Source organism: Sphingomonas paeninsulae (assembly GCF_003660165.1).
Taxonomy (GTDB): domain Bacteria; phylum Pseudomonadota; class Alphaproteobacteria; order Sphingomonadales; family Sphingomonadaceae; genus Sphingomonas_O; species Sphingomonas_O paeninsulae.
This window is the reverse complement of record NZ_CP032828.1, coordinates 366,069-387,537: the sequence shown is the minus strand read 5'-3', so window position 1 is coordinate 387,537 and position 21,469 is coordinate 366,069. Positions and strand designations below refer to the sequence as shown.

The window sequence follows — 21,469 nt, the reverse complement described above, 5'->3', positions numbered from 1 at the left end:
TCGACGCGGAATTTGCGGAGCGTTTCACGCAATTGTTGCGCTGGCGGCGCGATGTGCGGCATTTCGACCGTCGCGCCGTGGCGGAAGCGGACATGCGCGCGCTACTGGCCTGTGCTGCGTTCGCGCCTTCGGTCGGTAATGCCCAGCCGTGGCGTTTCGTGCGTCTGCGGTCGCCGGGTATCCGCGATGCGCTCGCCGTCCATGTCGATGAGCAGAACGCACTCGCGGCGGAGCGTTATGCCGGGCAGGTGCGGCACGATCACTATCTGTCGCTCAAACTGCACGGATTGCGCGAGACGCCCGAACTGATGGCGGTGTTTTGCGACGAACAGCCCGAGGCGGGGCACGGCCTTGGCATTGCCACCATGCCCGAAATGCTGCGCTACTCCTGCGTGCTGGCAATCCACAATCTGTGGCTGGCGGCGCGGTTGCGCGGCATTGGTCTTGGCTGGGTGTCGATCCTCGATCCACAAACCGTCCAGACCATGCTGGACGTGCCCGCCCACTGGTCGCTGATTGCCCTGCTGTGCATCGGTTACCCGGCGAACGAAACCGACACCCCCGAACTGGAACAGCGTGGCTGGCAGCCCCGTGAACCGTCGAGCGACCGGGTGTTTGAACGATGATTTCCAATCGAAAGACCAGAAAACCATGCTGATACCAGTTGAGGATGGCCCCGCCATCGTGGCCTGCAACACCTGTCGCCACAGCGCAGATGCGCGTGAGGACGCCGCCGGGACGCGCGGCGGCGCGCAGATGGTGGCGGCGCTGCGCTCGATTCAGGAGAGCGATGCTCGTTATGCGGGAGTCGCCGTGCAGGAAATGCCCTGCCTGTTCGCCTGCACCGACTTTTGCACCATACACCTGCGCGCGCCGGGCAAGGTTGGCTATGTGCTGGGCCGGTTCAAGCCGGGCGAGGAGGCCGCCACCGCCATTCTGGACTATGCCATCCACTATGCGGCGAGCGAGCATGGACGGGTGCCGTTCAAGCATTGGCCACAAGGCGTGAAGGGGCATTTCATCACCCGCACCCCGCCGCAAGGCTTCGTTGCCGAATGAGCCGGTTTGCGTGCCTTGCTGCGTTTGATGCGGCGCTTGAGCGTTTGCCCATGGCCGATGCGGCGGCCATCGCCGCCGCACGGGCGCGGCAGGCCAGCCTGACCAAGCCAGCCAGATCGCTTGGGCGGCTGGAAGACATCGCCGTGTTTCTTGCCGGATGGCAGGGCAATCCGCAGCCCGTGATCGAACAGGGACGCGCGGCGATCTTTGCCGGAAATCATGGCTTTGTTGTCCACGGCGTTAGCGCCTTTCCCGCCAGCGTGACTGCCGCGATGGTCGGCAATTTTACTGCCGGAGGGGCCGCTATCAACGCGCTTGCCGGGGCAGCCGGGCTGGATCTGCGCGTAGTCGCGCTTGATCTCGACCGGCCCACGGCGGATTTCACCATCGCTCCGGCCATGGACGAAGCGGAGTGCCTTGCCGCACTGTCCGCCGGGGCGGCGGCGGTGGAGCCGGGGCTGCACCTGCTGGTCGTCGGCGAAATGGGCATTGGTAATTCGACCGCCGCCGCGGCGCTCTGCGCGCGAAGTTATGGTGGCACGCCGGCGCAATGGGTCGGGCCGGGAACCGGGGTCGATGCGGACGGCGTAGCGCGCAAGGTGGCGGTGGTGGAACGGGCGTTAGCTTTCCACGCCGATGCGCCGAACACACCTTTTGAGACCCTGCGCCGATTGGGCGGCCGGGAAATCGCGGCGATCGCCGGAGCCGTGCTGGAGGCTCGCCGTCAGCGTATCCCCGTGGTGCTGGACGGATTTATCAGTTGTGCCGCTCTGGCACCTCTGGCGGCCGCCGTTCCGGCGATCACCGATCATTGCCTGGCGGGCCATTGTTCCGCCGAGCCGGGACATATCCGCTTGCTGAAGCATTTGGGCCTTGATCCCCTGCTCTCGTTGGGCATGCGATTGGGCGAAGGCAGCGGTGCCGCAGTGGCTGTGTCCGTCATCCGGGCAGCGCTGGCCACGCACAACGGTATGGCCACATTTGCCGAGGCCGGAGTGGCAGGCAGCCTGTGAGCAGCTTTGCACTTTATCTCCTGCGCCACGGCGAGCCGGAAGGTGCGGGGCGGCTGATCGGTCGCACCGACGCCATGCCCACCGCCACTGGTATCGCCGCTTGCGTCGATCAGGCGCGGGACTTGGCGGCGGAGGTGCTGATCGCGTCCGATCTCTCCCGCGCACGACTGGCGGGCGAAGCCATAGACCTTGCGACCGGCGTGTCGCTGTCTATCGACCCGCGCTGGCGCGAGCTGGACTTTGGTGCATGGGACGGGCTGGCACCGAAGGATGTCGAAGGCGCGGCGCTGGCGCGTTTCTGGGACGATCCCGATGGTCATGCTCCGCCGGGTGGGGAATGCTGGTCGGCGCTGGTATGTCGCGTATCCGCTGCTGTTAGCGAGCTGGTGGCGCGGCCTACGCTGATCGTCACGCACGGGGGTGCCATGCGGGCGGCGCTGGCAGTCCTTTGCGGGTTTGATGTGCGCCAGACATGGGCGGTTGACCTGCCGTACAGCGGCCTGCTGTCGTTGCGCGTCTGGCCCGCTGAGGGATCGGGCCAGCGGCCCACGGCACAGATCGCGGGGCTTTATCCGTGAAGGGCTTCATCATTGCCCTGCAATTCCTGACGCGCCTGCCAATGCCGGCAATTGTCGTGGATGATGCCGCTTTTGCCCGGTCGATGCGCTGGTTTCCTGCCGTGGGGCTGGTAATTGGCGCAGCGGTCGCGGGCGCAGCATGGGCAGGAGCACTGGTCGATCACCGGCTCGGCGCGTTGGCCGCTCTTGTTGTCTGGGTGGGTGTGACCGGCGCGCTGCATCTTGATGGCTTGTCCGATCTCGCCGACGCCAGCGGGGCGGTCCACAAGGCCAAAGGGGGTGATCGCGAGCGGCTGCTGGCCGTCCTTGCCGATCCCCATGTTGGTAGCTTCGGCGTTATAGCCATTGTTCTGCAACTTCTGAGCAAACTGATGCTGCTGCATATGCTGATCGATGCTCGGGCGTTGGGACCGCTCATTCTGGTGCCGTTCGCTGCGCGCATCGGCCCGCTTGTGTGGACATGGTGGCTAATGCCGCTGCATCAGGGGCTGGCTGCAAGATTTCGGTCGGCCATTGGCCCGGTTGATCTTTTGGGCTGGGCCGCGGCGCTGGCCGCAGCGTCATGGTTCTATCCGGCACTTTTGGTCACGCCGCTGCTGGTTCTGTGGTGGGGCTGGCATGTGCACCGAACGATTGGCGGGATTTCCGGCGATGGCCATGGTGCGGGTGTTGAGCTGATCGAAACCGGGTTGTTGTTGAGTCTGGTGATGACAGTCGCATGGGGACATGGAGCATGAACAGCTTCAGTTTTCACGGCGGCAGGCTTGCCGATGCCATGGCGCAGTTTGGCATGGGCAACGCCCCGTGGGTCGACCTTTCGACCGGCATCAATCCGCATGGCTGGCCCGGCGCTGACAATCTGGCGATCGACTGGCAGGCTCTGCCCGATGCGGGCGCGTTATACGATCTGGAAGCCGCTGCCGCTGTCTGTTTTGGCGCGGACCCAACCCATGTTTGCGCCGTACCCGGCACGGAGATCGGCCTGCGAATGCTGGGTGACATCCTGCCGGGACCGGCCATCTATGCCCAGCCCAGCTATCGCACCCATGGGGAGATGATCTCCCAGAGCCGCGCTGTGGCTCTGACCGATCTGACCGGAGTGGAGGAGGCGACCATCATCCTGGCCAATCCCAATAACCCCGATGGACGGATCACGCCGCCCGCCACATTGCTCGGCTGGCTCTCGGCGCGACGTGGCAATGGGGAGGGCTGTGCATCCTGGCTGGTGGTGGATGAGGCCTTTGCCGATGCTACCCCGCACAGCAGTCTTGCCGCCCATGTGGATGACGAACAGCGGCTGATCATCTTTCGCTCGTTCGGCAAGTTCTTTGGGCTGGCCGGGGTACGGCTCGGCTTTGTGCTGGGGCCGCGCGCGTTGATTGCGCAATATAGACAGAGGCTTGGCAGTTGGCCGCTCTCGGCGGCGGCGCTGGCCATCGGCACGGCGGCCTATCGGGATGCGGACTGGATAGCCGCCATGCGGATTTCCTTACCCGAACAGGCCGCCGCGCTGGATGCGGTTCTGGCGCGGCGGGGCTTCAGCGCGGTGGGTGATTGCCCGCTGTTCCGGCTGATCGAAACGGCCAATGCCGCCACGCTGTTTGAACGCCTTGTGCGACATGCCGTCCTGACGCGACCGTTCGACTATGATCCACGTTGGCTCCGGCTGGGCCTGCCCGCTGACCGTGAGGCGCTGGACCGGCTCGATATGGCGCTTGCCGATGATTGAGGGGAGCGCGCTGCTGGCCTTGGCGCTCGATGCAACGGTGGGCTGGCCTCAGTCGCTGTATCGCCGGATCGGCCATCCGGTTGGCGTCTTTGCGCGGATTATCGCAGGGCTGGACCGGCGATGGAATGCCCCCTCGCGTTCCGATGGACAGCGGCGCATGGCCGGGGTGATCACTGTGCTGATTTTGCTGAGCGCGGCGGGCAGCGCGGGCTGGGTGCTGCAGAGTTTGCTCATGGCCTTTGCCGGAGCCTGGGCCTGGCCGTTGATGGCGGTGCTGGCCTGGCCCGGTTTGGCGCAGCGCAGCCTGTACGACCATGTCCGGCCCGTTGCCGAGGCGCTGGAACGGCAGGACTTACCCGCCGCGCGCGCCGCAGTCGGCATGATCGTCGGTCGCGATACGGCAGCTCTTGATGAAGCGGGCGTCGCGCGCGCGGCCATCGAGAGTCTGGCAGAAAGTTTCTGCGACGGGGTGGTCGCGCCGCTGTTCTGGCTGCTGGTGCTGGGTCTGCCTGGGATCTGGGTCTATAAGGCGATCAACACCGCCGACAGTATGATCGGGCATCGCGAGGCGCGATGGCGCGCCTTTGGCTGGGCTGCGGCCCGCACCGATGACGCAATGAATCTCGTGCCAGCACGTCTCGCCGGAATGCTGATTTGCTTGTGTGGTGGGGGTGGCTGGCGAATACTCTGGCGCGATGCGTCCAACCACGCCTCGCCCAATGCAGGCTGGCCAGAGGCAGCGATGGCCGGGGTGCTGGGCCTGCGTCTGGCGGGGCCGATCGCCTATGACGGGATTCTTTCGCACAAGCCCTGGATCGGCGAGGGCAATTTCCCCGTCGGGGCTGGGGATGTCCGGCGCGGGTTAGGCATTTATCGCCGGTCTTGCTTGTGCCTCTGGGTTATGGCGGGGGTATGGCATGGGCGCTATAATGCTTCAGGGCACCGGCTCTGACGTTGGGAAATCCGTGCTGGTTGCGGGTCTATGCCGCGCCTTGGTGAAACGCGGGCTCCGGGTCTTGCCTTTCAAGCCGCAGAATATGTCCAACAATGCGGCCGTCACCAGCGATGGCGGCGAGATCGGGCGGGCGCAGGCCCTGCAGGCGATAGCGTGCAAGGTTGATCCGCATACTGACATGAACCCGGTACTGTTGAAGCCGCAGGCCGACCGCACGTCGCAACTGATCGTGCATGGCCGGGTGCGCGGGACGTTGGGCGCGGGCAATTTCCGGCAGGCGCGTGGGGCCCTGCTCGGCGAGGTTATGGCCAGCTATGACCGGCTCCGTCAGACTTGCGATATCGTCGTAGTCGAGGGCGCCGGGTCTCCTGCGGAAATCAACCTGCGCGCTGGCGACATCGCCAATATGGGATTTGCGCGCGCGGCGGGCGTCCCGGTCGTGCTGGTCGGCGATATCGATCGCGGCGGCGTTATTGCCGCCATCGTTGGCACGAAGACGATCATCGACCCAGCCGACGCAGCGATGATCAAGGGCTTCATCATCAACAAGTTTCGGGGCGATCCGGCCCTGTTCGCCGATGGCTACGCCCAAATCGAGAGCTTGTCAGGCTGGCGGGGCTTTGGCGTTGTCCCATGGCTAAGCGCGACCGCGCGGCTCCCCAGCGAAGATGCCGTGGTGCTGGAGCGCGGCAAGGCGCGTGCGGGGCGCAGCAAGCTGATCGCCTGTCCGATCCTGCCCCGCATATCCAATTTCGATGATCTTGATCCGCTAAAACTCGAAGATGGTGTCAAACTGCAAATGGTCCCGCCCGGTCAACTTATCCCGGCGGAGGCTGCGCTCATCATCCTGCCCGGATCGAAGGCGACGGTCGCCGATCTGGCCGCTTTGCGCGCGGAGGGCTGGGACATTGATATTCTGGGGCATCATCGGCGCGGCGGGCTGATCCTGGGGCTTTGCGGTGGTTACCAGATGCTCGGTAAAAGCATCGCTGATCCTGATGGGCTTGAAGGCCCGGTCAGCTCTGCCAGCGGTCTTGGCCTGCTTGATGTCGAAACAACCTTGCACGGACACAAGGCGCTGCGTCCGGTCAGTGGCATGGCGATGGATGCGCCTTTTCAGGGGTATGAAATGCACATGGGGCAGACTCGCGGACCGGACACGGAGCGGCCCTTCGCCATATTTTCTGATGGGCGCCGCGATGGTGCGATAAACGCAGCGGGGACAGTGTTTGGCTCTTATGTTCACGGTCTGCTGGCCGATGCCGAGCAGCGCCGGGCGCTGCTGTCGCGCATGGACGTCGAAGCCGGTGGCATGGACTATCGCTTTTCTGTCGAGGTGGCGCTGGACGAGATTGCAGCCGCGCTGGAAGAGCATGTCGATATCGATGCGCTGGTGGCGCTGGCTATGGCGGAGCGATCCGCTTCCGGCCCGGCGGGAAGCAGGGCATGATCCGCCCTTTGTCTCACTTGCTGGTGCTGGGCGGTGCGCGTTCGGGCAAGAGCCGCTATGCTCAGATCAGGGCTGAAGTCCTGACGGGTCAGTTGATCTATCTTGCAACCGCGCAGGCCTTCGATCAGGAAATGCGCGAACGGATTGCCCTGCACCGCTCAGATCGCGGTACGCGCTGGTCAACCGTCGAGGAGCCGCTGGAGCTGGCGGAGACGATCACGAAATGCAGCACGCCTGAAACCGTGGTGCTGGTGGATTGCCTGACGCTTTGGACATCGAACCTGATGCTGGCGGAGCGGGATACGGTTGCCGCTACGGAAGGATTGTTACGCGCGGTTTCAGGCGCGCGGGGTCCGGTCATTCTGGTCGCTAATGAAGTGGGGCTGGGCATCGTGCCCGACAACGCTCTTGCCCGGCAATTCCGTGATGCTGCAGGCAGGGTCAATCAGGAGATGGCTGCAGGGATTGACGAGGTTGTCATGATGTTTGCTGGCCTTCCTTTGGCGCTGAAGCCTAAAAGAATGACCGGGGATTAAAAGGCCGTCGCAACGGATGCATCGTGCCGAGAATGCCTCGGCAATACTCCTCAAGTCTCAATCTTGCGGGATCGGGCGCCAGTCCTCACAAACGTTCAGCTAAGAAATCGGGAATTAAGCAGTATATAAGCATGGCTGGCTGAGACCGCTTGCGGAGAACAGCGTTTTAAGCAGCTTGATCCAGTTCATAGGCCTGTTTCTCATCGCGATAGCGGCTCGCGCGAACTTTCCGATTTATCGCTGACCCTGCGTCGCTCCCGCGGACAAATCTGCGCCGCTCGAAGACTTCGCGGCCCTGATCGATGGCTTCATTCTCGAAACGGGCACTTACGAGTGTCGTTCCAGAACAAAGGCCATCATGACAAACATTGAAGCCCCCATCCATGACCCTCAAAGCGGACGTTATGGTGCCGGTCGCGGTTCCGCCGAAAAAGCCTAAGGCCGATATGGCCAGGAACGAGGCCGTTCCAATAACAGAGGTGAGACCGGAAAAAGCCAGAATTGTTAATCCTGAGATAATTCCTATGCCGAGACCAGCCGCCGCCCAAATCCGCACCACATGGTCGATGTCACCATTGTCTAATTTCGTCTCGCGTTCCATCGACCGGTCGCAATCGTGAACGACGATGATATTGCGTCTAGGAATCCCAATTATTTCGAGATTGCGCACCGCATTCTTGGCGTCCGCATCGCAGTCGAACAGCCTCGTGATTGTCCGCGTCACCAATTGTCTCCGTCGAATGCATGGGCGCGACTGCTGTACAGTTTTCCCGGTGTCCCGTGCTCGCCAAAAGCCCCACTCACTAAAGTGAAGACAACGGCACGCTGCAACCTTCGTCTAGCCCAACGACTAACGTCAACTTAGCAGATAGGGTAGCCGCCGACTTCAGTCGACGGCGTCCTAAGCTTTCAGGTGGTTTAAGCGTATGAAATTTTGGTGCTGCGACGCCGATAGCGTAATCCCGCGCCAGCAATACCAAAACCGAGGATCATCATGGCCCATGTTCCGGGCTCGGGTGCAGCCGACGTTGGGACAAAGGTTAGCTGGCCCCCGTACGAACCGTCACCGCGCGAAGTCCCGCTTATGGTAATAGTGTTCAACGCCAGCATGGTAATTGGGATAAAGCTGGCAGAGGCAGTCTCTGTTAAACCAGAGTTGCTATAACTGATCGGTGCAGTGATCCCGTTGATCGTTACCGAACTAAAATCCAGATCCGTTATACCAAGCGCGAAGCTCGTACTTGTCGTCACTGAACCGCTACCAAGACCATCGGTTGGCAGCGTGAAAGTGTAAGTGTCTGTAAACAAACCAGAAGCGATTCCACTATTTCCGAAAAAACCCGAGAATGTCCCTGCCGGTCCAGCCGAGGTGTTGAAAAATCCTCCTGCTGGAAAAGTGAGAGCCTGAGCTGGCGCTACTGCGAATGCAGCAACCGCGGCGACCGTTGAAACGAGTAAGCGTCGCATATGAGAAGCCTTCCTGATTTCGGGTGTCCTCGCCCGAGTGGTTTATCTCCGGGCATTAATGTCGCAAAAATTCTGCGGTTCCATTACATAGGTTAATTTTCGGTAAACTTTATCGGCTGTACCATTTTGCAACGCATTTTGAGGGAGTTGAGTAGCCAAGCCGGGTTTTGGAATTCGTTGGAGCGACCTTACATAATACGGACATCGCATGACTTCCTCTTTAGAAAGTGTAGGCTTTGGCAAAGCGTCAACCATCGCATTCTTTAAGATTTGTAAGGTGCTTTCCTGCCGCGAAGCCGATCGCTGGAAATACGTCCCAATGCATCTGGGTGGACCAAGATGCAGCATGAATTCGACTTTGATGGTGCGGACGAACAAGGGAGCGAGATCTCTACCGTCCATCAATTTGCTCTTAAACCATTTCTGGCGCGTCTCCTTCGCCACTCGCGACTTTCTCTCGAAGAGCATACGGCCATTCTTAATTTGAAGGGTCGCGTTGCCCGGGCGAACATTCATCACGACATCGTTTCGTCCGGCAGAGCCATCAGCCATGCCTGCTTAATTGTGCAGGGGGTCGTGGGCCGTTTCGATCAGATAGCGGATGGTCATCGGCAGATCACCGCGCTGCACCTTCCCGGAGACATATGTAATCTCCATTCAGTCGTCTGGCCGGACGCTTGGTTAGGGCTAGAGGCGCTGTCCGCTACCACAGTACTCCTTATCCCGATCGTCGAACTGCGCGCTCTTGCTGCGATCCATCCAGCCATAGCGCTGGCTTTCTGGTTGGACACCACGGTCGATGCGTCGATCTGTGCGAAATGGGTAAGCAAGTTGGGGCGAGGGGACGCCCGTGGGCGTTTGGCTCATTTGCTCTGCGAATTGGGTGTTCGAATGGAGCAGGCTGGGCTTGCCACCCGAACTGAGTTTCCCAGTATGATTGCGCAGGCGCAAATCGCTGACGCCCTTGGTCTTAGCATCGTTCACGTCAATCGAACGATGCAGTCGTTGAAGCGGGATGGGCTTATCCGTAAACGCGGTCATATGATCCTCGTCGACGATTGGGAACGCCTCTCCACTATTGCGGAATTCGATCCGCATTTCCTGCTGATTGCTGTTTCGGATGAGACGGGAAAGTCTGAAAAAGTGACGCCTAGGTGAGTGTCGCGGAGTTCGAAGATGGAGGTATGCCGAAATTCCAATAGGCGAGGTCGGTCGGGGTCGGTACGCATGAAACATCGCCAGCAAGGCGGGCATAGATGCCGGCCTCCTCTCGTTGTGAGAAGAAAAATGGGTAGAGCGAGCGGGCGTTCATTCGCGCGGCACCATTTGCATACTGGTCAATTTGCTTTCGAATCTCTGAGACCTTGAGCCACATGAGTTGTGCTGGTGCATCTACACTCTTGTTTATTTTGAGGTCGCCAATACGTTGAAACCCCAGCATCGCCTCGTAAAATCGCCGATGACGCGGGTTCACTTCAATGAACAAGTCTGTGCACTGGTGACAGCGGTTGCCATAGATGAAAATTATATGGAAGAACGAAGCAAGTAATGGTTTAGAAGGTACGGCTGTATCGAAAGCGAGTTTGGTAAGTTCGCAAATTTTCGTATTTGGCAGGTATCTAAAGGCGTCTATTTCTTCGGAAAATATTTCGTCAGCTACCAATCCCTTATCGGAGTCGACACCGAGTGTCAGAGTTCCGACAATCTCTGATTCATCATAGACGGTGAAAGTCGTTTTTGTTGCGGCAGTCAGAATATGATGATTATCGCCATAGCCTCGCCACGAGTACATCCTATTGACCAACATGCGGGCCGCATTGCGTTGCCCATCAGTGTTCGCTAAACGAACTGTGATTGTTTTGGCATTTTCGGGGCCGTTACCCGGCAGTTTGATCGCGTGAAGCTCATCGGATGAGTATTGCGTTTCGGTATTGGCGAGGTATTGACCCCTCGCATAGAGTTCGTTATGGTTATGCAACGATAGCGACATTGTTTCCCCCGCCACTTTGCTCGGCTCCCCACGAGCCAAGCACAGCCTGCGCTGTTAGTCTTAAAGTTCGGTGAATCTGCTCACACTGCGGCTCGATAGGGCCTTCGCAGGTGCAATATCCATCCTTAAATGGCGAAGGTCGCGGCGAACCGTGCTACCAACCGGATCGACAAAGTTTAGAGAGAACTCAGGCGGCCAATATGGCATTGCGTGAGTTGTTCACGATTGAATAGATGCCGAAAACGGGAAGCGCGTGCGGCTAGGGGCACATTGACTTGCTGCACCGTGGATACGGATCTGAGCGATGATGAGCTTGCCCAGCGGCGATTTCGCTCTGGCGGGATAGGATTGACCGTAGCTCAGCTCCGACGCGATTACATTCGGTAGCGGCGCCCAGCTACGACGACTCCAGCGCGGCATCGACGATCAGCCGACGTAACCAAGCGAGTCCGTCATCCTCACCCTGCTTGCGATGCCAGATCATTGAGAGTTCGATTCCTGACGGTGGCGAATCCGCCGTCTCCAACAGCCCCACCTGTGCATATGCGATTTTCTCAAGCACCGAACGGCGCGGCACCAGCGCAATTGTGTCGGTTCGCATTACCATCGTGATCGCGGTCTGCGAATCGTAGACGACCGAGGCGCTCTCGGTTTCCGGCCATGGGCCGGGTGCGCCGACATTCACCTGCCGATCGAGCCCACCTTCTGAGACGATACCCGCTCGCGGGCCGGACTCGCGGCCGCCCGAGATTGTGACGCGCGGTTGTGCCGCAAGCGTTTCCGCATCGACCGGGCCGTCGAGGATCGGATTACCCGCAGCAGCGATCCACACCAGTTCTTCATGATACAAGGGCTCGACGACGATGCGATTGGGGACTCTTGAGAACGCGCCCAGCGCGACGTCGATCGATCCCCTGTCGAGCGACGCCACCAGATCGTCGGCGAGTTCCACGACGCGGAGCGACACGCCAGGTGCTTCGTGTCGTACTTGCTGGGCGAGCAGTGGGACCAGCAGCGCGCAGAAATAGGTACCGGCAGCAAGCACGAACCGCCGATCCGCGGCGGCTGGATCGAACGAGGTCGGCACCATCGCTTCTCGCAGCCGGCTCAGCCCCTCGCGCACGCCTGGTGCTATCTCCAGCGCGCGTGCGGTCGGCTGCAATCCCCCTGGACCGCGGACGAACAGGCTATCGCCAATCGCCATGCGCAGGCGCCCCAGTGCATGGCTGATCGCCGACTGAGTGAGTGACAGCCGATCGGCGGCGCGGGTGACACTGCGCAACTCCATCAACGTGTCGAATACGCGTAGCAAATTAAGGTCGATGTCGATCATGAACAGGGTTCATATACGATCTGACGGATTGTCACTGGAATTATGTTAGATGCAGCTTACGTGAGGTATTCCCGTTGCATTGCAGCATAGAGCTCAGACGCCCAACGGTAGAGGACCAATTTGAGTGGACATGCCGCGCGACTATAACGACGCCAGCGACGAAATCGGGAATTCGGTGCCTGTGACTACACCGGATCCGATCGTGACCGGTGTGGACGAGCCATCTTCGCGGCGACGCCGTCTGCGCATGCCGCTATTGCTGCTGGCGCCGGTGGTGGCGCTGATCGCGGGGCTCTTCTTCTATTTGCATGGCGGACGTTATGAAGAGACTGACAATGCCTATTTTCAGTCCGGGCTTGTCGCGGTCAGCGCCAACGTCAGCGGGCCGGTCGTTGCGGTTGAGGTGCATGACAATCAGCAGGTGAAGGCGGGTCAGGTGCTCTTCCGCATCGATCCCGCGCCCTATCAGGCGGCGGTCGATGAAGCAGCCGCTGCTTTGGCGACAGCCCACACCCAAGTTGCGTCGTTGCGTGCCAATTTCGCGCAAGGCCAAGCCGACATCCAGTCGGCGCGCGACAAACTGGCTTATGCGACGCGCGAGGCCGCGCGTCAGAAAGAATTGCTGGCTGAGGGAATTTCGTCTCAGGCGCAATATGATCAGGCGGTACTCAATCGCCAGAATGCGGCGCAGGCGATCCAGTCCAGCGAGCAGCAGGCACAAAGTGTTGCGGCATCCCTGTCAGGCAACGTCGCTGCTCCCTCGGCGAGTCAGCCCGCTGTTAAGCGTGCGCAGGCAGCGCTCGAACGCGCCCAGCTCAACCTGAACTACACCGTGGTGCGCGCGGCGCAGGACGGTATCGTTACCAAGGTCAATCAGTTGCAGGTCGGCAGCTATGTCACTGCAGCCAAGCCGGTTTTCACGCTCGCAGGCGTTCGGATTTGGGTAGAGGCAAACTTCAAGGAGAACCAGCTCAGCTATATGCGCGTCGGTCAGCCAGCGAAATTCTCGATTGATGCTTTTCCCGATCTCAAGCTGACCGGCCATGTCACCAGCTTCAGCCCGGCACCGGCAATAGCTTTTCGCTGCTGCCAGCCGAAAATGCGGCAGGCAATTGGGTGAAGGTGGTGCAGCGCCTCCCCATTGAGCTCTCGATCGACCATTTGCCGCAGGGCATTCCGCTGCATGCTGGGCTCAGCGTCGAAGTGACGGTGGACACCGGTCATGTCCGCCACCTATTCGGTCCGGGGAGCTCGGTGACGCCCGCTCCGACGCAATGACCGATGCTTACCCCGCGCCAGCAGTTCGCCGGCTAATCACCGTCTCGGTGATGGCGGCAACTGTCATGAACTCGCTCGACAGCACGATTGCCAACGTCGCGCTGCCACATATCCAGGGCAGCGTTTCGGCCTCGGCTGACGAGATCACCTGGGTGCTCACGTCGTACATCGTCGCCGCTGCGATCATGACTCCCCTGACCGGCTGGCTGGCTGGCTGGCCGGTTCGGGCGCAAGCGGCTGATGCTCTATTCGATTGTCGGGTTTACGGTCGTGTCCGGCCTGTGCGGTGTTGCCACCAGCCTGCAGGAACTGGTCGGTTTCCGCTTGTTGCAGGGCGTATTCGGCGCGGCGCTGGTGCCGATGAGTCAGGCGATCCTGCTCGATATCAATCCGCCCGAACGCCATGGCAGTGCCATGTCGGTCTGGGGCATGGGAGCAATCCTCGGGCCGATCATCGGCCCTGCGCTGGGCGGTTGGCTGACCGACAATCTCGACTGGCGCCGGGTATTTTATATCAATCTGCCGATCGGTATCCTCGCCTTCATCGGCCTGACAATGTCGCTGACGGAAACCAAGGATGCAGAGCGCTCGCGGCTCGACTTCTTCGGCTTTGCGATGCTCGCGCTGTCGATAGGATCGCTGCAATTGATGCTCGACCGCGGGCAGACCGCCGACTGGTTCAGTTCGATCGATGTGAGCATTGAGGCCGCGTCGGCGCTATTCTTCGGCTATTTGTTCGTGGCGCACACCCTAACTGCAAAAAAGCCGTTCATAGATTTGGCGCTGTTCGGCGATCGCAACTTCCTGATTGGCTGCATCCTCGGCTTTTTTCTCGGCACGCTGCTGTTCGGAGTGCTGGCCCTGCTGCCGCCGATGCTCGAAAATCTGATGGGTTATCCGGTGGTGCTCACCGGTCTGGTCACCGCGCCGCGCGGCTTGGGCACGCTGGTGACGATGACCGCCAGTGGCTATCTGATGAAGCGTTTCGACCCGCGATTGCTGATCTTCCTCGGGTTCGGCTTAGCGGCCTGGTCGATGTACCGGATGGCGCATTTTTCGCTCGGTATGGACGAGATGCCGGTGATCATGTCGGGCTTTATTCAGGGAGTTGGGACTGGGCTCGTCTTCGTGCCGCTGGCGACAATCGCTTTTGCGACGCTCAGCCCCGCTTATCGCAACGAGGGCGCGGCGATGTTCACTTTGGTGCGCAGCCTTGGCTCGGCTGCGGGTATCTCGATCCTGCAGGCGATGACGGTGCGCAACTCGGCGGCGGTGCATTCCCGTCTGGTCGAGGGCATTCGGCCCGATAATCCGGTGCTGACCCAGAACGCACCGGGGTTTGATTTCAGCGCGCCCGAAATGATCGCAGCGATGAACGCGCAGATCAGCCGCCAGGCGTCGATGGTCTCCTATATCGATGCCTTCTGGCTGCTGTGCCTGCTTTCGCTGGCGGTCATGCCGCTCCTGATGCTGATGCGCCACAAGCGCCAGTCTGCGGGTGGCGAAACCCTCCATCTTCATTTGGATTGAATCCTATGCGTCTCGCCCTCCTCATTCTCGCTTCGGCGACGCTTGCCGGTTGCACGGTCGGTCCCGATTTCCAACGACCGGCAACGCCGACCCCGGAAAACTATCGCGGTGCCACCGAGCGGCAGGAGCCGGTTGCGGGCACCCCGCAGGCGACGCTTGGCATCGGTCCGCAAGCGCGCTGGTGGCAGGCGTTCGGTTCTCCCGAACTCGACGCACTGGTCGATCGCGCGATGCTGCACAACCAGACACTGGCGGCCAGCGACGCCACGCTTGCCGCCGCCGCGCACGATGCGCGCGCGATCGCTGGCAAGCGCCTGCCGCAAATCGATGCGAGCGCGCGGGTCGAACAGCAGCAGGCCAATCTCGCGACCTTTGGCTTCTCATCATCTTCGTTGGGGCTCGCCGGTAATCCCGATTTCCATCTTTATAGCGTCGGCGGCGGGATCAGTTACGATCTCGACCTGTTCGGCGGCGTGCGCCGTCAAGTTGAGCAGGCGCGGGCCCAGGCCGAGGCACAGCAGCGCCGCACCGAGGCTGCGCATTTGACGGTGGCGGGCCAGGTGGTCAATCAAGTGCTCTCGATCGCCGCAATCCGGGCGCAGATCAGCACTGCGGAAATGTTGCTTCAGGAGGATCAGCGCAATCTGGACCTCACCCAAAAGCGCAAGCAGGCCGGCGAGGGAACACTGGTCGAGGTACTGAACGCGCAGAGCCAATACGTCGCCGATCAGGGCGACATCCCACAGTTCTATCAGCAGTTGGAGGAGGCGCGCCATCTACTCGCGGTGCTGGTGGGGGTAAGTCCGTCCGAGCTTGGCGTGACCGAGTTCGACCTTAGCAAGCTGGTGCTGACTCCCGGTATCCCGGTGACGCTCCCGTCCGAACTGGTTCACAAACGGCCCGACATTCTACAGGCAGAGGCCAACCTCCACGCGGCGACAGCCGAGATCGGCATAGCGACCGCAAGGATGTATCCCGACATCTCGCTGGGGGCGACACTGTCGCAGGCCGGCCCCGCAATCAGTGATCTCGTGACGAATAGTTTCCGGGGCTATGACCTCTTCGCGGGGCTGACCGCGCCGATTTTTCATGGCGGCACGTTGAAGGCACAACGCGCCGCCGCTGTCAGCCGCGCACAGGCGGCGGCCGCAACCTACCAGCAGACCGTGCTGGAGGCGTTCCAGCAGGTGGCGGATCTGTTGTCAGCGCTGCAACACGATGCACAGTCGGTTGCGACCCAGGCCCAGTCCGTGGCGGTCGCGCAGCATTCGCTACAATTGTCGCGGCGCAGCTTCCAGGTCGGCAATTCGGGGATCTTGCAGGTGCTCGATTCGGAACGGCTCTACCAACGTGCCAGCTCCAATCTGGTCCTCGCACGCTCACGGCAATATCTGAACGTCGCACGGTTGTATGTTGCGACGGCAGGCGGCTGGACTCGCTAGGTGTTTGGTCCCGGTATTTGATGGTGCATTATTCAGCGTTTTTGCGCAGCAGCACGCCATACCACACGATGCTGGAGTCATCACCTCAGGACGAGCCACACCAGCCGGGAAGGTGATTGGCTTGCGGGGCGTGAGCCAACGCCAGCGCCTTCGTTACGGCTTTGTCGATATCTTTTCCGATAAGCTTGGCGTCGATGCGATGCCTGAAAAAATCCGCCCATAGAAATTCGGAATAGGGTGTCAGATCTTTGGCATAGCCGCCGGCACGCCGCACCGCGCCTGCAATCGAGCGATACGGATCGTCCGCCATTTTCGATAGTTTGCGCGGGATGTCGTCGTAATGTTGCCGCACGCCCTTTGCATCGAAAGGGTGAAGCCAGTTGCGATTGTCCATGAACGTCAGGAATGCCGTGCGGTCAAGCCGGTCAAGCCGGGCGACCACGCTCACCAGAACATGCTTCACGCCCTCGTCGAATAAAGCGCGGGCGAGATGGTGATTGTCGATCATCCACGGAACCTGTTTCGGACCAATGACGACAGGGATCATGTGCGTTCCCAGGAATTCGGGACCATCGCTCGCCAGACGCGCGCGCCATCCGTGCCGCTTGCGTTCGACCTCGATCAACCCGACGGTCATTTGGGTCGGTCTTAAATCGGTGAGTGCCACGGGGCTAAGCTGAGGCTCCATCGAACTACGCATGATCCACGTTCCTTTCTTCCTCGGCAGCGTCGACTGAATCGGCAACGCTGAAATTTGCATCTTCTGCCAATTCAGCCATTCCTGCGGCTGCCAACAGGTCGCGCACCCGATCATGCGTCCGCGCGAGCCGCAACACCATCTCTCTATTTTGAATCAACTTGCCGAACTCTGCCAGCGCTTCGAGGGCGCTGCTGTCGAGATCGTTGCTTTCTTCGAGACTGAGGATAACCCGCGTGCCCGCAGGGTGCTGAACGGCAAGTGCGTCGATGGCATTCAGGGCCGCGTCGGCGTTGGCAAAGAACAGCGGCGCGTTTGGACGATATATCGCGAACCCGGCGACCGGCTTGGCATCGCCATGACGCACCAGGTCGACGAAATCATGGCTGGTCCCAATCCGGCCCAATTCACTGACAGTCGGTCGGCTGAGCCTGTGTAATAGTGCGCCGAGCGACAGCGCGACCGCGATCAGCATTCCGTCGAGAACGCCAAACCCGATGACACCCGCCACGGCCGCCAGCGCAATCCACTGGTCGCGATCAATCCGAAACAGTCGATTGAACGGACTGAGCGCAAGCGCGTGCGTCAGGGCCGCGATGACCACGGCGGCCAGAACCGGCTCTGGAATGCGACTGACTGCTTGCCCCGCGAAAAGAACCAGTGCTCCCAAAGCAAGTGCGGCAATCGCGGACGTAAGCCGACTGGCTGCTCCTGCCGCTTCGCTGGCCGATCCTGCTGAAAAGCCCGCACCGACGGGCATCCCCTGCACCAGAGCGGCAACAAAATTTGCACCGCCCAACGCTCCCAGTTCGCGATTGGCCGACAATGTGTCTCCGTGCCGCAAAGCCAGGGCGCGCATCGTTCCCCAGCTTTCGGCGAAGAGGATCAGGGTCAGCGGCACCGCCAGTTGAACAAGATGCGACCATGTCTGAAAACCGAAGGTCGGGATTGCAGGTTCATCGAGCTTTATCGCGATGTCCCCAACCAATGCGACGCCATGCGATGGAAGGTCGACCAGCGATGCCAGGCCGATCCCACAACACAGCACGATCAGCGCCCCCGGCAGTTTCCCCACACGCCGCATTGCAAGTATTCCCGCGAGCGCGACGCCGCCGATTGCGATGCTGTAGATGCTCATTTCGGAAAGCCGCGAGGCCAGAATACCAACCAGCGAAAAGATGTTCGACGCGGTAACATGTACTCCCGTCAGACCGGGAAGCTGGCGCAAGATGATCGTTATCGCCAATCCGAAAGCGAACCCGCGCAGCACCGGACGTGCGATAAATCCGGCAAGGCTTCCAAGCCGGAACAGCGCGATAATGCCGAACAGCGCCGCCACGATCGCCACGATCGCCGTTGCCATCATCGCTTTGTCGTTTGCCGTTCCCGGCATCGCCGCAAGGGCGGCCGCCAGAATGGCCGCCGAAGACGATGTCGGCGCGACGATTGCAAAGCGGCTCCGACCCAAAGCAGCATAGGCCAACCCACCGGCAACCGCTGCGACAATGGCCCTTCCCGGTGCCAAACCTGCAATCGCTGCATAAGCAACCGCTTCGGGTAACATCAGCCCGGCAACTGAAACTCCCGCAATCGCGTCGCCTGCAATCGTCCCGGCTGTAAAAGTATGTTTTGGCTTTTTATCCATGCGGTATGTTGGCAGTCGTCATTGCACTTCCACATCCGTTGGTTTTTCGCGTTTCTGTAATCGAATGCGCATAGTAGCATATCTATAAATTTAGCAGTCTTTGAAAGAAGCAAGCGAAAATGGCAGATGAAGTTGAACTGAAGCTCGCGCTCACGCCTGAGGCTGCGGATATCATTGCGACTTCGGAACTGCTGCCCGGCGGATCGACGACGGCCAAACAGCGTGCGATATATTTCGACACCCCGACCCAACACTTGCGAAAGGCGGGGCTCACTTTGCGGATCCGGCTGTCGATGGGAAAGCGCGTCCAAACGGTGAAGGCCGATGGCGCGAGTGCGGCTGGCCTGTTCGCACGTTCGGAATGGGAACAGACCCTGAAGAACGACGTTCCGGTCCTCGACGATACGACACCGATACGCGCGCTGGTCGGTGTCGGGTGCAGCGATATCGCTCCCCTGTTCGAGGTTCACGTCGAACGGCGCACATGGGACGTGCGCGACGGTGACACCGTGATCGAGGCCGTGCTGGATATTGGTCACGCCAGCGCACAGGATCGCCGATCCGCAATTTGCGAGATTGAACTCGAACTCAAACAGGGCGACCCCGAAGCCCTGTTCAAGCTCGCCCGCAAGATCGATGCGATTGCGCCCGTTCGGCTTGGCGTTCTGACAAAGTCTGAACGCGGCTACCGGCTTACTCGACCCATAGCCACGGTGTTCAAGGCCGAGCCTGTGAAGCTGACCGACGACCTGACCGTCGCGCAGGCCTTTCAACAGATCGTCCACAACTGCATCCGCCAGTTCCGATTGAACGAGGCCGTGTTGCTCGATGACCGCAATGCCGAAGCGCTTCATCAGGCGCGCGTCGCGATCCGACGTCTGAGGTCGGCTTTCTCGATTTTCAAACTATTGTTCGATCACCCCGGCGAATTGCTTCTGCGCGAGGATTTGCGGTGGCTTGCGTCCGAACTGGGCGACGCGCGCAATCTTGATGTCTTGCTGGAACGGTCGAAACCCGGCCCGCTCCGCAATCGCCTGAGCACGGCGCGTGAAGATGCCTATTCCAAGGTCGAGGTCGCACTCGCCTCTGGTCGCGTGCGGAAGGTGATGCTCGATCTCGCGCAATGGACGAGCACCGGTAGTTGGCTGCACGAACCCGACACCCGGAAATTGCGTGACGGGTCGGTTCACGAATTTGCGGGTGGCATTCTCAATCGGCTCCGCAAGCGTGTTAAAAAAGACGGGCGGGATTTGTCCGAAGCCGGTGACGAGGTTCGCCACGAACTGCGTAAAGATGCCAAAAAGCTACGCTACGCGGCTGAGTTTTTCGCGGCGCTGTTCGACGGCAAGAAGCAAAAACGCCGCCATAAACGCTTCATCGCTGCACTTGAAGAATTGCAGGACCAACTCGGTCGGTTGAACGACCTTGCGACAGCCCGCCGCGTTCTTGAGGCTTTCGGGCTCGCGAACGATCCTGACGTCGCAGCGCTTTTGGCAAAGGGCAATAAGAACAAGCTACTCGATGCCGCAGCCGACGCCCATGATGCGCTGGTCGATACCAAGCCGTTTTGGCGATGATGTACTTCGTCAATCCCTGTCGGCGGTTCCCCACAAGGCAAAAACTCTTAAGCACGATGCCGATGCGTGCACATTGCTGGGACTGCTTATCACAAGAGCGACGGAGTTGAGCGGCGCGCGGCGGTCTTCTTCGCGGAGGCTGGCGGTCGCGCGGTTCGAATAACCGACTATTTATAACGTTATTTTGGAGTGTCTGCGGCTTCCATAGTCGCTTTCTCTTCGTCGCAGTGATCGGGCATGCAGGCATCGACAATGGGCGGTGCTTCCTTGTCGATTGTCACGCTATAAGTAAGGCTGTTGGCCGTTGCGGCCTTGATGACGATGGCGATATCGCGAACATTTGCCGCCGTTGCGCCACGCGGAAAGGATATAATCTGACCTGAACCCGGGTGAACGAGGTCATCAATCGAATAGCCGCGCACCTCGAACTGTATCTGGCCGTGTTCTATCCCCTGATAGGCGATGTCGTAAATTCGGCCAACTTCCATGGAACTATAGTCGGCGACCAGCGGCGTTTGTGGACCTTTCGCATAGTCTCGGGGAGGGACAATCGGGTCGCCCTTTTTAACGGTCTGGATGCTGCCGAAGCTGGCTGGTCTGGATGCCGACGAGCGGACCGCCTGAAATTTGGGATTGGCCAATATTCGTTCCTGCAAGGCGCGCGGTGACAAATCCTTGTGGGCGCCTCCGATCAAGGCGTCCGTGAAGGCAGCATCATCGACTGCAAGCACGAACTGCCCTCGTTTCTCTCGGTCCCGCCCATCGGAGCAAACAAATTGCAGTTCCGCATCCCCTAGAGATTCAGCGGGTACCTCCATCATCTCGGCAGTGCGGCTGGTCGAGGTGTCGATCACTTTGTCGTCACGGCTAAAACGCTGGATTCCGAGGCGACCAAGTTGCCGCTTGCCGCAGTCGGCGCGCATGAAGTCACTTGTCATCGCAGCAGCATCGGCTTCGTCGCGAATGACGTTCTTCGACGAATAGGTGACGATGTTTCCCTCGCGCTCAATTGATCCGGCATCGATGAACAGCACGCGATTAACGCCACGATCGACATACCACCAAGGCGATGCTGCTGCCGGTGTAGCCGCCAATATGAAAAGGGGTAGCGCGATAATTTTGCTTGAGCGAGCGGTCATGGGATCTCGTTTTGTCGTGAGGGCACGAAAAGGTGGCGAATTGGAATAGTA

The 21,469-nt window shown here is 60.3% G+C and carries 21 protein-coding genes and 1 pseudogene; 14 read left to right on the top strand and 8 right to left on the bottom strand.

The features are described 5' to 3' along the window. The first annotated feature begins 32 nt into the window (after positions 1 to 32). Genes bluB through cobU form a run of 9 tightly spaced genes read left to right on the top strand, consistent with a single transcriptional unit; the run spans position 33 to position 7,320 of the window. Positions 33 to 626 carry a 5,6-dimethylbenzimidazole synthase gene (bluB, locus tag D3Y57_RS03040; protein WP_239025808.1) on the top strand — a complete coding sequence of 198 codons (594 nt, stop codon included), beginning with the start codon at positions 33 to 35 and terminating at the stop codon, positions 624 to 626. A 25-nt stretch (positions 627 to 651) separates the two neighbouring features. Next, positions 652 to 1,059 (top strand): DUF1636 domain-containing protein, encoded by a 408-nt coding sequence (locus D3Y57_RS03035; protein WP_121151223.1) that lies wholly within the window; start codon positions 652 to 654, stop codon positions 1,057 to 1,059. Then, positions 1,056 to 2,072, top strand: coding sequence for a nicotinate-nucleotide--dimethylbenzimidazole phosphoribosyltransferase (gene cobT / locus D3Y57_RS03030; RefSeq protein ID WP_121151221.1), 1,017 nt, complete (start codon positions 1,056 to 1,058; stop codon positions 2,070 to 2,072). The genes D3Y57_RS03035 and cobT overlap by 4 nt, the downstream gene beginning before the upstream one ends. Beyond that, on the top strand, positions 2,069 to 2,650 hold the full coding sequence (locus tag D3Y57_RS03025) for a histidine phosphatase family protein (RefSeq protein ID WP_121151219.1): 582 nt from the start codon (positions 2,069 to 2,071) through the stop codon (positions 2,648 to 2,650). The genes cobT and D3Y57_RS03025 overlap by 4 nt, the downstream gene beginning before the upstream one ends. Then, complete coding sequence (locus D3Y57_RS03020; RefSeq protein WP_121151217.1) at positions 2,647 to 3,387, top strand: adenosylcobinamide-GDP ribazoletransferase; 741 nt, start codon at positions 2,647 to 2,649, stop codon at positions 3,385 to 3,387. The genes D3Y57_RS03025 and D3Y57_RS03020 overlap by 4 nt, the downstream gene beginning before the upstream one ends. After that, entirely contained in the window at positions 3,384 to 4,379 is a 996-nt protein-coding gene (locus D3Y57_RS03015) for a threonine-phosphate decarboxylase (protein WP_121151215.1), read from the top strand. Before D3Y57_RS03020 ends, D3Y57_RS03015 begins: the two co-directional genes overlap by 4 nt. Then, the gene (gene cbiB, locus D3Y57_RS03010; protein WP_121151213.1) at positions 4,372 to 5,331 is read left to right on the top strand and encodes an adenosylcobinamide-phosphate synthase CbiB; all 960 of its coding nucleotides are present in this window, start codon (positions 4,372 to 4,374) and stop codon (positions 5,329 to 5,331) included. The genes D3Y57_RS03015 and cbiB overlap by 8 nt, the downstream gene beginning before the upstream one ends. After that, positions 5,297 to 6,784 carry a cobyric acid synthase gene (locus D3Y57_RS03005; protein WP_121151210.1) on the top strand — a complete coding sequence of 496 codons (1,488 nt, stop codon included), beginning with the start codon at positions 5,297 to 5,299 and terminating at the stop codon, positions 6,782 to 6,784. The genes cbiB and D3Y57_RS03005 overlap by 35 nt, the downstream gene beginning before the upstream one ends. Continuing rightward, positions 6,781 to 7,320 carry a bifunctional adenosylcobinamide kinase/adenosylcobinamide-phosphate guanylyltransferase gene (cobU, locus tag D3Y57_RS03000; RefSeq protein WP_121151208.1) on the top strand — a complete coding sequence of 180 codons (540 nt, stop codon included), beginning with the start codon at positions 6,781 to 6,783 and terminating at the stop codon, positions 7,318 to 7,320. The genes D3Y57_RS03005 and cobU overlap by 4 nt, the downstream gene beginning before the upstream one ends. 166 nt (positions 7,321 to 7,486) lie before the next feature. Here cobU and D3Y57_RS02995 read toward each other — a convergent pair whose 3' ends face one another. The 3 genes from D3Y57_RS02995 to D3Y57_RS20000 all read right to left on the bottom strand — a co-directional run bounded on the left by D3Y57_RS02995 (position 7,487) and on the right by D3Y57_RS20000 (position 9,339). Next, positions 7,487 to 7,990: a hypothetical protein gene (locus D3Y57_RS02995; protein WP_162986911.1), complete on the bottom strand. Its 504-nt coding sequence runs from the start codon at positions 7,988 to 7,990 to the stop codon at positions 7,487 to 7,489. 248 nt (positions 7,991 to 8,238) lie between these two features. Then, positions 8,239 to 8,787: an FxDxF family PEP-CTERM protein gene (locus D3Y57_RS02990; RefSeq protein WP_121151204.1), complete on the bottom strand. Its 549-nt coding sequence runs from the start codon at positions 8,785 to 8,787 to the stop codon at positions 8,239 to 8,241. A gap of 42 nt (positions 8,788 to 8,829) precedes the next feature. Beyond that, on the bottom strand, positions 8,830 to 9,339 hold the full coding sequence (locus D3Y57_RS20000; protein WP_162986910.1) for a hypothetical protein: 510 nt from the start codon (positions 9,337 to 9,339) through the stop codon (positions 8,830 to 8,832). Positions 9,340 to 9,363: 24 nt separating this feature from the next. Here D3Y57_RS20000 and D3Y57_RS02985 point away from each other — a divergent pair, with 24 nt between their 5' ends. Further along, entirely contained in the window at positions 9,364 to 9,945 is a 582-nt protein-coding gene (locus D3Y57_RS02985) for a Crp/Fnr family transcriptional regulator (RefSeq protein WP_162986909.1), read from the top strand. On the opposite strand, the gene D3Y57_RS20355 is transcribed toward D3Y57_RS02985, so the two are convergent. Further along, complete coding sequence (locus tag D3Y57_RS20355) at positions 9,938 to 10,792, bottom strand: N-acyl amino acid synthase FeeM domain-containing protein (RefSeq protein WP_205590046.1); 855 nt, start codon at positions 10,790 to 10,792, stop codon at positions 9,938 to 9,940. The genes D3Y57_RS02985 and D3Y57_RS20355 overlap by 8 nt on opposite strands. A 382-nt stretch (positions 10,793 to 11,174) precedes the next feature. Beyond that, positions 11,175 to 12,110, bottom strand: a complete 936-nt coding sequence (locus D3Y57_RS02975) for a LysR family transcriptional regulator (protein ID WP_121151200.1) — start codon at positions 12,108 to 12,110, stop codon at positions 11,175 to 11,177. Positions 12,111 to 12,240: 130 nt separating this feature from the next. Between D3Y57_RS02975 and D3Y57_RS02970 the strand changes: the two genes are divergently transcribed. The 3 genes and pseudogenes from D3Y57_RS02970 to D3Y57_RS02960 all read left to right on the top strand — a co-directional run bounded on the left by D3Y57_RS02970 (position 12,241) and on the right by D3Y57_RS02960 (position 16,360). Beyond that, positions 12,241 to 13,230 carry an HlyD family secretion protein gene (locus tag D3Y57_RS02970; RefSeq protein WP_205590050.1) on the top strand — a complete coding sequence of 330 codons (990 nt, stop codon included), beginning with the start codon at positions 12,241 to 12,243 and terminating at the stop codon, positions 13,228 to 13,230. Positions 13,231 to 13,384: 154 nt separating this feature from the next. Beyond that, positions 13,385 to 14,918, top strand: a pseudogene (locus D3Y57_RS02965) (DHA2 family efflux MFS transporter permease subunit). Between the two features lie 5 nt (positions 14,919 to 14,923). After that, positions 14,924 to 16,360 (top strand): efflux transporter outer membrane subunit, encoded by a 1,437-nt coding sequence (locus tag D3Y57_RS02960; RefSeq protein WP_121151198.1) that lies wholly within the window; start codon positions 14,924 to 14,926, stop codon positions 16,358 to 16,360. A gap of 85 nt (positions 16,361 to 16,445) precedes the next feature. Here the strand turns inward: D3Y57_RS02960 and D3Y57_RS02955 are convergent, their stop codons facing one another. Then, positions 16,446 to 17,060 carry a ParB-like protein gene (locus D3Y57_RS02955; protein ID WP_121151196.1) on the bottom strand — a complete coding sequence of 205 codons (615 nt, stop codon included), beginning with the start codon at positions 17,058 to 17,060 and terminating at the stop codon, positions 16,446 to 16,448. Continuing rightward, positions 17,053 to 18,702 (bottom strand): SulP family inorganic anion transporter, encoded by a 1,650-nt coding sequence (locus D3Y57_RS02950; RefSeq protein ID WP_121151194.1) that lies wholly within the window; start codon positions 18,700 to 18,702, stop codon positions 17,053 to 17,055. Before D3Y57_RS02950 ends, D3Y57_RS02955 begins: the two co-directional genes overlap by 8 nt. A 119-nt stretch (positions 18,703 to 18,821) precedes the next feature. On the opposite strand from D3Y57_RS02950, the gene D3Y57_RS02945 reads away from it, so the two are divergent. After that, positions 18,822 to 20,279, top strand: coding sequence for a CYTH and CHAD domain-containing protein (locus D3Y57_RS02945; protein ID WP_121151192.1), 1,458 nt, complete (start codon positions 18,822 to 18,824; stop codon positions 20,277 to 20,279). Positions 20,280 to 20,458: 179 nt separating this feature from the next. On the opposite strand, the gene D3Y57_RS02940 is transcribed toward D3Y57_RS02945, so the two are convergent. Then, positions 20,459 to 21,418: a surface-adhesin E family protein gene (locus tag D3Y57_RS02940; RefSeq protein WP_121151190.1), complete on the bottom strand. Its 960-nt coding sequence runs from the start codon at positions 21,416 to 21,418 to the stop codon at positions 20,459 to 20,461. Positions 21,419 to 21,469: the final 51 nt, after the last annotated feature.